Origin of the sequence: Streptomyces liliiviolaceus, from assembly GCF_018070025.1 — a bacterium.
GTDB lineage: Bacteria > Actinomycetota > Actinomycetes > Streptomycetales > Streptomycetaceae > Streptomyces > Streptomyces liliiviolaceus.
In genome coordinates this window covers 4,572,324-4,585,311 of record NZ_JAGPYQ010000001.1, presented here as the reverse complement: position 1 = coordinate 4,585,311, position 12,988 = coordinate 4,572,324, and the positions used below count along the sequence as shown (strand labels likewise).

7 protein-coding genes and 3 pseudogenes are annotated in these 12,988 nt (G+C 68.3%); 6 read left to right on the top strand and 4 right to left on the bottom strand.

What is annotated here, in order from left to right:
* Positions 1-14: 14 nt before the first annotated feature.
* Both J8N05_RS20070 and J8N05_RS20065 read right to left on the bottom strand, forming a co-directional pair.
* Positions 15-4,727: pseudogene (locus tag J8N05_RS20070) on the bottom strand (beta-ketoacyl synthase N-terminal-like domain-containing protein); the annotation flags it as partial.
* A 734-nt stretch (positions 4,728-5,461) separates the two neighbouring features.
* Positions 5,462-7,246, bottom strand: a complete 1,785-nt coding sequence (locus tag J8N05_RS20065; protein ID WP_210884676.1) for an AfsR/SARP family transcriptional regulator — start codon at positions 7,244-7,246, stop codon at positions 5,462-5,464.
* A gap of 708 nt (positions 7,247-7,954) precedes the next feature.
* On the opposite strand from J8N05_RS20065, the gene J8N05_RS20060 reads away from it, so the two are divergent.
* From J8N05_RS20060 to J8N05_RS20050, 3 genes are all read left to right on the top strand, one after another.
* Positions 7,955-8,320, top strand: coding sequence for a YybH family protein (locus J8N05_RS20060; protein ID WP_210884675.1), 366 nt, complete (start codon positions 7,955-7,957; stop codon positions 8,318-8,320).
* A gap of 129 nt (positions 8,321-8,449) precedes the next feature.
* The gene (locus J8N05_RS20055; protein WP_210884674.1) at positions 8,450-9,625 is read left to right on the top strand and encodes a PLP-dependent aminotransferase family protein; all 1,176 of its coding nucleotides are present in this window, start codon (positions 8,450-8,452) and stop codon (positions 9,623-9,625) included.
* A 180-nt stretch (positions 9,626-9,805) separates the two neighbouring features.
* Positions 9,806-10,291, top strand: coding sequence for a hypothetical protein (locus J8N05_RS20050; protein WP_210884673.1), 486 nt, complete (start codon positions 9,806-9,808; stop codon positions 10,289-10,291).
* Here J8N05_RS20050 and J8N05_RS47440 read toward each other — a convergent pair.
* Positions 10,284-10,477: pseudogene (locus tag J8N05_RS47440) on the bottom strand (hypothetical protein); the annotation flags it as partial. The gene J8N05_RS20050 and the pseudogene J8N05_RS47440 sit on opposite strands and share 8 nt — an antisense overlap.
* Here J8N05_RS47440 and J8N05_RS47435 point away from each other — a divergent pair.
* Together J8N05_RS47435 and J8N05_RS47430 are read left to right on the top strand one after the other, a co-directional pair.
* Positions 10,472-10,621: pseudogene (locus J8N05_RS47435) on the top strand (transposase); the annotation flags it as partial. The pseudogenes J8N05_RS47440 and J8N05_RS47435 sit on opposite strands and share 6 nt — an antisense overlap.
* 27 nt (positions 10,622-10,648) lie before the next feature.
* Positions 10,649-10,825 (top strand): hypothetical protein, encoded by a 177-nt coding sequence (locus J8N05_RS47430; RefSeq protein WP_247706822.1) that lies wholly within the window; start codon positions 10,649-10,651, stop codon positions 10,823-10,825.
* Positions 10,826-11,227: 402 nt separating this feature from the next.
* Here the strand turns inward: J8N05_RS47430 and J8N05_RS20040 are convergent, their stop codons facing one another.
* Positions 11,228-12,085: a helix-turn-helix domain-containing protein gene (locus J8N05_RS20040; RefSeq protein WP_210884672.1), complete on the bottom strand. Its 858-nt coding sequence runs from the start codon at positions 12,083-12,085 to the stop codon at positions 11,228-11,230.
* An 85-nt stretch (positions 12,086-12,170) separates the two neighbouring features.
* On the opposite strand from J8N05_RS20040, the gene J8N05_RS20035 reads away from it, so the two are divergent.
* Entirely contained in the window at positions 12,171-12,956 is a 786-nt protein-coding gene (locus J8N05_RS20035; RefSeq protein WP_210884671.1) for an SDR family NAD(P)-dependent oxidoreductase, read from the top strand.
* The last annotated feature ends 32 nt before the right edge of the window (positions 12,957-12,988 follow it).

The window sequence follows — 12,988 nt, the reverse complement described above, 5'->3', positions numbered from 1 at the left end:
CCGCGCCAGGACGTCCAGGCCAGACTGACGGTGTCCGCGGAGCCCAGGGCCCGGCGGTGCCGGGCGAGCCCGTCGAGCAGCGCGTTGCCGGCCGCGTAGCTGGCCTGGCCCGGAAGCCCCAGGAGCAGGCCCGCCGAGGAGAACAGGGCCAGGAAGTCCAGGCTTCCCGCGGGGAACAACTCGTGCAGCACCTAGGCCCCCTGGACCTTCGGCGCCAGGACCGTCCGCAGGGACTCCCGGCTGAGGTCCGTGAGGAAGGCGTTGTCGAGCACTCCGGCCGCGTGCACGACACCTCGGAACCGCGGCAGGCCCAGGGCGTCCGCGTCCAGCGCGCGCCGCGCCTGTTCGAGGTCGGTGATGTCGACCTGTACGGCGTGCACGGTCACACCGAGCGCCTCCAGTTCGGTGACGGCCTCGATCCGGCGCCGTATCGAGGGATCCGACACCCCCGGCCAATCGGCGCGGGGCGGCAGACCACTGCGGCCGGCCAGCACGATCCGGCGCGCGCCCTGGCCGGCGAGCCAGCGGGCGACCTCCAGTCCCAGGGCGCCGAAGCCGCCGGTGATGAGGTAGGTGCCGCCCTGGTGGAGCCGCAAGGGCCCCCGTACGGCCTCCTGCTGGACCCGCGCGAGGCGTTCGACCAGCAGGGTGCCGTCCCGGAGCGCGACGACCTCACCGAACGGCGCCGAACGGACGGCCGACAGCAGGAGCGCCGCCGCGTGCTCCGTCGTGGCGTCCTCCGCGGTACCCGAGGGCAGATCGACGACGCCGCCCCACACGTCGGGGTGTTCGGTCGCGGCGATGCGCCCGAGGCCCCACAGCGCGGACTGCGCCACCGTGTGCTCGGCCACCGACTCGCTCACGCCCTCCGTCACGCACCACACGCGGACCGTAGCGGCGTCCCGGTCCGCGTCCAGCGCCCTTACGACCGAGGCGAGCGCCCACACCGACTCCTCGGCCGGGCCGCGTGGCGCGACGAGGACCACGGTGTCGGCCCCGGCCCCGTCCGCGCTGTCGAGGCCGGCGATGTCACCGACGACCCGGCAGTGCACGCCCAGTTCCCGCCAGCGGTCGGCGAGCCGGTCACCGAGCCGTCCCTCCGGGTCGACGAACAGGGCACGGGTGACGGGCCGGTCTTTTCCGGTCTCGGCGGGACGCCACACGCTTTCGTGCACCAGACGCCTGGGGTGGGCGGAGGCGGTGGGATCGGCGTCGATCCGTCCGAAGGCCAGTCCGCCCAGCGCGGCCAGGGTGCGGCCGGACGCGTCGAGCAGATGCACGTCCGCGGTGTCGGGCTGGTCCGTCGCGCGGACGGCGATCCACACGTCGGACGGCGGGGCGTCCACGGCGTGCACCCGGGCGATACGGGCCGGCATACGCAGCACCTGGGGCCCGGGGAACACGGTTGACGCGATGGACAGGGCGGCGTCGAACGCGGGAGCCCAGGAGTGGGGATCGGCGCCCTCCTCCTCGGGCACCGAGACGAGGGCGAGCAGTTCCCCGTCGCCCAGGCGCAGTTCGCGCACCACCCAGGGGAAGCCCATCGCGGCCACCCCCACACCGGCGAGGCGGGTGACGGGGGAGTCCGGGTTGGCCTCCTCGGCGCACCGCTGCCGGAATGCGGCGAGTGAGACCTGTTCGAGGGCACCGCCCTCTCCCGTCGAGGACGTGGTGTGGGTGAGCCAGGAGCCGAAGTCGTCAGTGGTGTCCTCGTCCAGGACACGGCCGGCCAGCCTCAGCCCGCCGTCCTGGTGTACGACCTGCAGCTCGCGCCGCCCGACGACCGCGACCGGTACCCGCAGCGCCACGTCGGTGAGCACCGGCCGGGCACCGTACTCAGCCGTGTCGGCCGAAGCACGCAGGAAGGTGTTCAGCAGCACGGCCGCCGGGATGATCTCGGTACCGCGCACCGGGTGGTCGCCCGGGTAGGGCCGGTTGTCGAAGTCCAGCCGGGTGCGCCAGGCGTGCAGCGGCGTGCTGGACCAGACGGTCGACCGTGTGCCCAGCAGCGCGTGGTCGCCGGTGTCGTGGCCCGCGTGGTCACCGGCATGCGTGGTGTCGTGCTCGCGCCAGTGCCGCTCGTGCTGCCAGCCGGTGACCGGCAGGTCGGCCAGTTCACCGTCCGGCTGGAGCCTCGTCCAGTCGACCTCCGTCCCGTGCCGGTACAGCTCGCCGACGCCACGCAGGAGCGACGCCGGCTCCTCGGTGTCGCGGCGGAGCAGGAAGGTCGCCGAGGCGTCCGCGACCTCGTCGGCGAGGAACGTCTCCACCAGCGAGTGGGTGATGACGGGATGGGCGGAGATCTCGACGAACAGCCGGTGGCCGTCCGCCAGGGCGGCGCGCGCCGCGTCCGTGAACCGCACCGGATTACGGAGGTTGGCCGCCCAGTAGACGCCGTCGCGCGGTGCGGTGTCCCTGGGGTCGGACAGCGCGGTGGAGTAGAGGGGCACCGTCGGCACCCGGGGCGACAGGTCGTGGCAGGCGTCCGCGAGGACCCGGGTGAGCCCGTCCATGTGGGCGCTGTGGAAGGCGACGTCACTGTTGACGCGGCGGACGCGCACCTGTTCCCGCTCCCACCGCGCGAACAGGGCGTCGATCGCGTCGGGGTCCCCGGAGACGACGGTGCTCTCCGGCGAGGCGGAGATGGCGGCGACGACGTCCCTCCGGTTGCCCAGTGTCGCTTCGACCTCCGCGAAGGGCAGGTTCACCATCGCCATCGAGCCCTGACCGGCGACCTCCCGCAGCAGCAGGGAGCGCCGGCAGGCGAGCCGGGCACCGTCCTGGGGCGTCAGTGCGCCCGCGGCCACCGACGCCGCGATCTCGCCCACCGAGTGCCCGATGACGGCGGCGGGTGTGACGCCGTAGGACCGCAGTACGGCGGCGAGGCCGATCTGCATGGCGAAGATCATCGCCTGGATGCGGTCCGTGGACTCGAAGTCGCCCTCGATCAGCACCTGCCGGGGGGAGAGCTTCATTTCCTCCTCGAACACAGGTGTGATCTCGTCGAGGGCGGCGGCGAACGCGGGTTCGTCACGCAGCAGCCCGCGCCCCATCCCGGTCCACTGGGAGCCGTGCCCGGAGAACACCCACACGGGTCCGCTCGACTGAGGCGACGCTTGGGGCGCGGCCTCCGCGAGTTGGCGGAGTCCGGCGACGAGGCTCTCGCGGTCCGTGGCCACGACGGTCGCGCGGTGGGCGAGATGAGCGCGACGGTGGGCGAGCGTGTGCCCGACGTCGGCCGGACGTACGGTCCTGGTCCCGTCCGAGAGCCAGGCCAGCAGCCGTTCGGCACCCGTGCGCAGCCCGTCCGGCGAACTGCCGCTGAGCGGCAGAAGACGGGGCGTCGAGGTCTCCGAAGCGGGCGGCGCGTCCTCGTCCCGGACGGTGCCGGGCGCCGGGCGGGACGGTTCGGGGGCCGCCTCCAGGATGACATGGGCGATGGTGCCGCCGTATCCGTAGCCGGAGACACCGGCACGCCGCGGTGTGCCGGGCCGGTCCGGCCACGGAGTCTGTGTGTTGACCACCCGCAGGCCGGACGTGGCCCAGGGAACGGCGGGGTTGGGGACGGCGGCATGGAGACTGGCCGGGATGAGACCCTCACGCAGGGCGAGGATCGCCTTGATCATTCCGGCGACTCCGGAGCCGGCCTCCAGATGCCCGATGTTGGTCTTGACCGAGCCGATGAGGCATTCGTCGCCCGCCGCGCGCCCGGCTCCGAACACCGAGGCCAGGGCGCTCGCCTCCATCGGATCCCCCGTGGGCGTGCCGGTGCCGTGCGCCTCGACGTAGTCGACGGTCGCCGGATCGAGGCCGCTGCGCTTCCAGGTACGGCGCAGCAGATGGGCTTGAGCCTCGCCGCTCGGAGCCATGATCCCGTTGGTCTTGCCGTCCTGGTGCACGCCGCTGCCCCGGATCACCGCCAGGACACGGTCGCCGTCGTTCTCCGCGTCGTCCAGCCGCTTCAGCACCAGGACGCCGCATCCCTCTCCTCGTCCGTAACCGTCGGCGTCGGCGCTGAACGCCTTGGACCGCCCGTCGGGGGAGATGGCGCCCGCCTTGTCGAGGACCATGGTCAGCCCAGGGCCAGCCATGAGCATGACACCTCCGGCCAGGGCCACCGGCGCCTCGCCGCTCCGCAGGCTGGCGCAGGCGAGGTGGATGGCGGCCAGCGAGGAAGAGCAGGCGGTGTCGACCGCCAGGCTCGGCCCCCGCAGATCGAGGGTGTACGAGACCCGGTTCGGCACCGCGCAGAGGGAGGAACCTATGCCGGTCCAGGCCTGGATGCGGGGGAGGTCTTCCAGCAGCCGGCGGCCGTAGTCATCGGTGCCCACTCCGATGAAGACACCGGTGTCGCCGCCGGCCAGGTCGGCCGGCGGGATGCCGGCGTGCTCCAGTGCCTCCCACGCCACCTCAAGGGTGATGCGCTGCTGCGGGTCCATCTCCGCAGCTTCGCGCGGCGTGATACCGAAGAACTCCGCGTCGAATCCCGCGATGTCCGACAGGAAATGTCCTGCCTTCGTGGTGTTCTTCAGCGCCCGGCTGTTCTCGGGGTTCGACGCGTAGCCTTCCCAGCGTGCGGCGGGGATTTCGGAGACGGCTTCCCTGCCCTCCTTCAGGAACTGCCAGAACTGTTCTGGGGAGTTGATGTCCATGGGGAGACGGCAGGCCATTCCGATGACGGCGATGGGTATCTCGTGGTTGGAACTGGAATACCCCTGAGCGCTCATGGCGGGTCACTCTCTTTCCGGTCCGTCGGGCAGTGCCGGGCATGCGTGTGGACCGAGTCGGAACTTTCGGGTGCGTCTGATGGGTGTGCGAGTCGTCCGCACATGGACGTGCGCCGAGAAGAGTGGCTCCGCGGCGCTTACTGCGGAGCCGCGCCACAGGCTGCGGGCAGGGAACTCGTGACGCAGGTGGAAAAGCGCGGAACGCGCTCCTGAGTTGAGTTCGGCAGTCGTCGTGGCGGGGCCAGGAAGGGCTGTCGGTCAAAGAGTCTGAGGGCCGGACAGTTTCCCCTGTCTGAGGGAACAGCCGGAGCACGGGTCGGCCGGGGAGGAAAGCCGTTGGGTCAGAAGCGAGAAGATACTCACGGTGATGTTCCGAACCGATGTCGACGTGGTCGGGAGCCCGGAAGCGGTCTTTGAGACCGGCTCCGATCCGGTGACCTGACCCTGATCCGTCATATCGCACTCCCGTGTGGGTGCTTGGCTCGTCCGACAGTTCTCGATGACGGTATGAACGGCGTTTCCGTGCTGTCAATTTGACAGGAAACAGTTGGTCGGTACTCGGTTGGTACTCAGCACACCTGCGCGGCGCGCTCCAGGCCGTCGCGTGAACCGGGACGAGTGGGGGCGCCGCTGACAGGGGACCGCGAGGCCGGCGCTGAGTGCGGAATCGTCCCCGGGGGCGGGCCGGTCGGACAGGCGCTCCAGCAGTCGGCGGGGCCGGTCGCGGCGCGGGTTCACGACACCAGGCGCTCGGAGAACTCCGCGGCAGCCATCATGACCAGACTTGAGGAGGAGTAGATCATGTTTCCCCGGTCGTCCGTTCCGCGACTTCTCAGCAGATTCTGCTCGACCAGGAACTCCAAGAAGTCCTCTGCTATCACTTCAGTCGTATCAAGGATGTTCGCGGTCGATTCGGTGACTATTCGACTGCTCGACAGCAGGGTCAGTCTCCCGAGCATTCCTCGCATGTCATGAGGCAGCCGGTTGAAACTTCTGAACAATGACTCCCGGACGTCGAGATTCGCCAACCGGAGTTCGTCGAGCCGGTTCCGTGAGGTGTCGGTCATGCGCTGCACGAGGTGCGCGATGCTCCAGTGGGGTTTCCCTGCCAGTCTCGTCGCGGCCGTGCGCACAGCCAGCGGCAGGCAGTCGCACAGTTCCACCAGTGCGTCGACGGCACCCGGTTCTCTGTTCACCCTCTTGTCGCCGACGATTCGGCGTACGAGTGCGACGGCCTCGCCGTGCTCGAATTCGCGAATCTGGGTGACGTGCGCGCCCACCAAGGTATCCAGGTAGCCTTGCCCGGTCACGATGACACGTGATTCACCGACCCCAGGGAGCAGCATCTCGATCTGTTTTTCATCCAGCATGTCATCGAGCAGGATCAGGATTTTCCTGTTGCTGAGAATGCTGCGGTACAGCCAGGCGCGTTCGACCGCGGATTCGGGTACGGTTTCCTCCGGATCCACTGCCCTGATGAACTCGCCGAGTACGTCGTGGACTTTCCTGGGACTGTGTTCGCCGCACGACAGTCTGGCGTATAACTGGCCGTCAGGGAAGCTGTCGGCCTTCTCGTGCGCCAGTCGCACGGCCAACACGCTCTTTCCCGCTCCGGCCATTCCGCTGATCACCAGGGGCTGGGGGGTGCTTGTCGGACGCAGTCGCTCCGACAGTTCCCGCATCTGTGTTTCGCGGCCGGTGAAGTCGGCGATGCTCGGCGGCAGCATGGACGGCACGTCGACATGCCTGCGAGGTACCGCCTCCAGCCGTGCGTGGGGGAGGTCGAGCGCCGGGTCCCCGTTGAGGATGGAGTGAAAGACTGCTTTCAGTGAAGCGCTCGGGTCGACACCGAGGGTTTCAGCGAGCGTTGTCCGCCCGGCGTGGTAGACGTCGAGCGCGTCCGCCTGCCGGCCGCTGCGGTACAGGGCGGTCATCAACAGGGCGCGCAGTCGCTCGCGTACCGGGAACGCTTCCACCAGCGATGTCAGTTCTGCGACCAGCTGACCGTGCCGCCCAAGACCCAGATCCGCTTCCGCCTTCTCCTCTATGGCGGCCGTCCGTAACTCGTCGATGCGTGGCAGTTCGAGGTCCGACAAGTTCTGTGTGACGCCGTCGAGTGCCGGGCCGCGCCACTGAGCAAGTGCCTGGGAGTAGAACCCGGAAGCTTCTGCGTACCGCCCTTTGAGTAGTTTCTCCCGCCCCTTATCCGCAAGCCTGATGAATTCCTTGTAGTCCACCTTGACGGAATCGGTCGTCAACAGATAGCTGGCTGCCCGACGTACGATTCTCGCGTGCGGATCGAGTGCCTTCCGGAGGCGAGAGACATAGGTGTGGATCTGGGCCTGACGGGTGGCGGGCGGAGCGGATCCCCATAGTGCCTCAGTGATTTCAGTGTTGGCTATTGCTTTCCCGTCGGCCAGGATGAGGGTCGCGAGGATGGTCTTCGGTTTGCTTCCGCCAAGAGGCACAAATTTCCCCTTGGTCGCGACTTCGACGGGACCCAGAATGCGAATTTCCACCCGATTCTCCTTTTTTTGGGCATGTGTTGACGGAGAGCTCGCATTGGCCGGGACAAGCATGTTCCGGAGTACCCGGAGGTAATATCCTCCGGTTTTGCGTGTGTTAAATGATAACGTTGCCATGCGGAGCATCGAACGCAATTCAACAAACTTCATCATGCCTTCATGAGCACAGCAAGAGGCAAGGTCGAATTGTCCTTCTTGTGTCGTCGTCCTGCCTGAGAGGCGCCGGGCGGCTGTTCGCCCGGCGACGCACTGCCGTCCGGGGCCCAAGGGTCGATGTGGGCCGCGCTGCGAACGTCCCCGGTCGGCGGTCCGGCCCCGAATACCCCTCCCGTGAGCCAGGAAGCCGGACACCGCCGTTCCGGTTCCATAACCATCGGTTCTGGCGTCGATACCTCACAACTCTTGGACTTCCTGTGCGCGCTGCACAACAGTGACCGTGAGGGAGTTAGGCGTTTGACGTGCTCGGACAGCCGGGCCGTCGTCAGATCCGGTCCACGGAGAGGGAGATGAACGGGCGTTGGTCGTCAGGGAACCGTCGCGATGCCGGACAGCGGCGTACGACGGAGGCCGACGCGTGGAACGCGGCGGCAGGCGACGGGCGGCTCGTCCCCACTCCTGGCAAGCCCTGGCGAGGCGTCGCGCGGGAATGCACCGCACGCCCACGGGCCTGAGGGCGAACTCCACTTTCTGAAAGGAAAAATTATGTCCACGGAAAACGGGGTCGCCAAGACCCCTGAAGACCTGGCCCGACTGTTCGTGGAGCGGGCCAACGCCCGCGACGCCGAAGGGCTTTCCAAGCTGTACGCGCCCGAAGCGGTGCTGGCTTATCCGCCGGGGAAGTCGACCGTCGGCAGGGCGGCCATCCAGGCCGTGTACGAGCGGATGCTGGAAAACGTGCCGCTGCCGTTCCCCGTCGAGGAGCCCCTGCCCACGGTCCAATACGGCGACCTGGCCCTCACCTCGACACGGGACGCCGACGACACGGGCGGCCGGGTGCAGGTCGCGCAGCGTCAGGCGGATGGCACATGGCTGCGGATCATCGACCGTCCGGAAATTCCCAAGGCCTGATCCGGGCACTGCTCGGTCAGTCGAACGCAAACCGGCGCGCCGTGCGGGACTGCATTCCCGCGCGGCGCGTCGGCGTACCTCGCGCCATGCAAGACACTATGAACCAGCGTCAGGGAGTCAGTTACTTCGATGGAATCCGTCGACACCATACTGAAGCTGCATGAAAAGACACGCCTCGACTCACTGAATCTCATAGTGAGTGAGAATCGGATGAGCGAAAGGGCGAGAGCTCCCTTAGCCTCCGACATATCTCAACGCTACGCCGCGGACTTCTACCACGGAACGGCCCCCGCTCGGCAACTGACCACGTACGTGACGAAACTCGCCTCCGAGGCGTTCGATGCACAGTATGTGAATCTGTCGCCGATCTCGGGCAACATGAGCCTGCTTGCCGTCGTGTTCGCCCTGTCCGGCACCGGTGACCATGTCGGCCGCATACCTCCCTTCTTTCCGGGTGGCGGCTACCCGCTCGACTACGCCGTGTTCGACCGCCGGCCGCTGCCGCTGCCCTTCTCGGACGAGAACTGGCAGGTCGACCTCGATGCGACGGTCTCCCTCCTCGACGAGGTCAAGCCGCCCCTGGTGGTCCTGGGCTCGTCGATCGTCACGTACCCGATGCCGGTACGAGAGATCAGTGAGATCGTCCACGCCTACGGAGGCCTGGTCGCGTACGACGGATCGCACACGCTGGGCCTGATCGCCGGCGGCCAGTATCAGGACCCGTTGCGCGAAGGTGCCGATCTGCTGCTCGGGTCGACGCACAAGACGTTCCCCGGCCCGCAGGGCGGCCTGATCCTCACCAACGACAAGGAGATCCACGAGCGGGTCGAGACCCTGTCGAACTTCCGCCCGCTGAGCGGTCCGACCCTCATCTGCAACCCGCATCTCGCACGCGTCGCGTCCCTCGGTATCGTCCTTGAGGAGACCTCCTGGACGGACTACGCGAAGCGGGTCGTGGACAACGCGCAAAGTGTCGCCGTCGCGCTGCTGGACGAGGGAATCCCGCTCCGCGGGACGGCTGCGAGGAACTTCACCGAACTGACCTACTGTCACCAGATCCTCATAGACGTTCCTTTGGACGAAGCCCGCAGACTCCGTGACCATTTCGGACGTCACCGCATCAATGTGGACGGTTTTCTTCGCCTCGGGGTCTCCGAGATCACGCGCCTGGGATTCACCGTCGAGGAATGCGCGGAGCTCGGCCGGCTGATCGCCGCTCTCATCAGGAACGAGAACGACGTTCCCGCCGAGGTCGACCGCCGCATAGGGGAATTGATCGAGTCCCACCGGGACGTCGTCCTCTGACAAGCCTCGTCCCCGCGCGGCGAGGGGCCGCGCGGGGACGTGCTCTGCCGGGGCTTGGGGTCATGCGGCTGCCGCCTGATCCGGGAGCGGCTTCGACAGGGCAGTCAAGGGGGTGCCCCTCTCTCTTTGGTCAAGGGAAATGGGGCTGCGTTGGTTCGGGTAGGCGGGCAGCATGGCGGCATGGCTGATCTGCTGTGGGACGACGTGAGCTGTTTCTTCGACCCGGACTTGATGGGGTCGCTGCCGGATGTGCGTGTTCCAGGGGCCTCGGTGGAGGACTGGCAGTCGGTCCTGGATCTTGTCGTTGAGCGGGGCTGGAAGTCCCAGTATTCCGAGGGCGAGGAGGTGCTTCCGGTGCCGCGTGCGGAGGCCGTGCTGGCCCGTCCTGTGGATGCCGAGTGCCCGAACCTGCGGGTCTGGCCGGTTGCCGGTGTGCTGTCGATTTTCCGGTTCTATGCCGACGATGAGATCGACTTCGACGTCAATCTGCGGGAGTTGCAGAGCCAGGAGTGTCTGGATGTTTTCTGCGGCTTCCTCCGCGAGATCGGGCGGCGCTTGGGCAAGCCGGTGCTGATGGATCCGGAGAGCGACCCTGTGCATCCGGTGCTCGGGTTCGATGTCGAGACTGATCGAGTTGTCCTCCTTGCGGAGCCGTTGGTCAGGTGACCGCGGCCGTCGGCCGGGATCCGTCGCGGAGCATCGCGTGGAGCACGTCGGCTCGGCGTCTGGCGAGGCAAAGCAGGGCCTGGGTGTGGTGCTTCCCTTGGGCGTCTTCTTGTCGTAGTAGGTCCGCGACTCCGGGTCGCCCAGGGCCGCGAATGCGGAGAGGAAGAACGGCCGCTTGAGCTGCTGGTCCTGGTCAGCTGGTCACATCCCGGGCGCTTCCGCTCTGAAGCCGCGTTCGCGGCCTTCGCTGGCGTCGCTCCGATTCCGGCGTCCTTCGGACTGACCAACCGACATCGGGTCAACCGCAGCGGTGACCGGCAGCTGAATCGAGCACTGCATACGATCACGCTGATCAGGATGCAGCTGGACCCGGCGACCAAGACCTATGTCGCTCGCCGCGCGGCCGAGGGCAAGACCTCCCGGGACGCGCAACGGTGTCTCAAGCGGACCATCTGCCGCCAGATCTTCAAGCTGCTCGAACACCCGAACCGGAGTACGCCCGGAAACCTTGAAGATCTTCCCTTAACTGCTTGACGCGATATAGCAGCCTCGGGGGGCTGTCCTTCCCCGTCGCAATGGCGGTTATGACGTTCTGTGACAGGCCGGTGTCCTTGGCGAGCCTGGTCCGGCCGTCTTGGGTGGCGAGATCGTAGCCTTGCGCTTTCACCCGTCGACTGACGAAGTCCTTGAAGTCTCACGGATGCATGGGCTGTTGGCGCCCTACCGGCATGGGCGCCTGGCCCTTTGCGGGTCCGGCGCGGACGGTCTCCCGCACCCGCACCCGCACCCGCACCTCGTCACAGCATCACGGCCGCCTGATCCCCCGGATACGCACGACGGCCCGTCATGCCCCGGGCACACCCCGCCCGGGGCGGTACAGGCGCGCATCCCACCGCGCTGGGGCGCGATATGCCCTCTGGGGTTCACGGCGTCATGTCAGGGGCTTCGGTAGTCGATGGCCGACGCTCCCAGGACGTTGAGGAGGGCCAGCGCCTCAGCGCTCGGAGACCCGTGCGGGGCGCTGTAGAGCACCAGGTGCTGGTCGCGTTCGGTGAGGGCCAGGGAGTCGCAGTCGACAGTGATCCTGCCGACGGCGGGATGGTGGAACGTCTTCGTGAGGGTGGGCGTGGCCAGCACGTCGTGACGGTCCCAGAGCGCGACGAACTCGGCACTGCCCTCGCGGAGTTCGCCGATCAGCTCGGTGACCGCGGGGTCGGCGGGATAGCGCGCAAGGGTGCTGCGCAGGCTCATGACGGCCTGGTGCCGGAACTCGGTGAGGTCCCGCACGCCGTAGGGCGGGGCGCCGGGGGAGTGGTGACCGAGGAATGCCCGGCGGGCGAGGTTGCGGTTCCTGGGCGTGAGCTCGCCGAAGTCCTCCATGAGAGCGGCAGCGAGGTCGTTCCACGCGAGCACCTCGAACGTGGCGGACAGGACGAAGCCTGCCGTCTGGGGAAGCCGTTCGAGCAGGGCGAGGATGCTCGGGCGGACGTCGCGCCGGTGCCGTCTCGTGTTGCTGGGCGCGGTACCGGCGAGGACATGAAGATGATCGGATTCGGCGTCGGTGAGCAGCAGGGCGCCCGCGATGCCGACGAGGACCTCTGCCGAGGGACGTGAGGCGGCCCGGCCCTGTTCGAGACGGACGTAGTACTCCGTGGAGATGTGCGCGAGGACCGCCACCTCCTCGCGGCGCAGACCCGGTGTCCGGCGCCGCGGACCCGATGGCATACCCACGTCCTCGGGCCGGAGCCGTTCGCGACGGCTCCGCAGAAAGGCCCCCAGCTCTTGTTTGTCCATACACCGAGTGTGCGCGCCCGGCCGGGCGCCATCCTGGTACGACTTGTGCCTGCATCCGGTGCCGGAACCGGCGAACACTTCCGGCATGACCAACGACACCACCCACACCCCCATCGGCCTGCTGAACGACAAGGTCGTGTTCATCACCGGCGCCAGCCGCGGCATCGGCGCTGCCGCGGCGCGGCTCTTCGCACGGGAGGGCGCGAAGGTCGTGCTCGCCGCCCGGAGCGCCGACGCCCTCGATCGCCTCGTCGCCGAGATCCGCGCGGACGGCGGCGTCGCCGACGCCGTCACCCTCGACCTCGCCGACCGTGCGAGCATCCGTGCCGCCATCGACCGCGTCGGGGAACGCCACGGACGGCTCGACGGCGCGTTCAACAACGGCGCCGCCGGCCAGCAGCAGCCCGGCCCGGTCGACAGCACCACGGACGCGGACATCGACGAGCAGTTCACCGTGAACTTCCGCGCACACTGGACCGCCATGAACGCCGAGGCCGCGCTCATGCGCCAGGGCGGCGGCGGGGCCATCGTCAACACCTCCAGCATCGGCAGCCGCCGTGCGAACCCGGCCCTGCCCGCGTACGGGGCGATGAAGCGTGCCCTCAACAGCCTCACCGAGACGGCCGCGGTCAACTGGGCTCCTGCCGGGATCCGGGTGAACGGCATCACCCCCGGCGGCACCGCCACCGAGATGATCGACGCCTGGGAAGCCGCCACGCCCGGCATCGTCGAGCGCATCGAGGCATCCACCCCGCTCGGCCGCATGGCCGAGCCCCGTGAGGTCGCCGAAGCGGCGGCCTGGCTGCTCAGTGACCGCGCCTCCATGGTGACCGGCGCGATCCTGCCGGTCGACGGCGGCGCCGGGGCCTGACTGGAAAGCCCCCGCGCCATCCGTGTACGGGC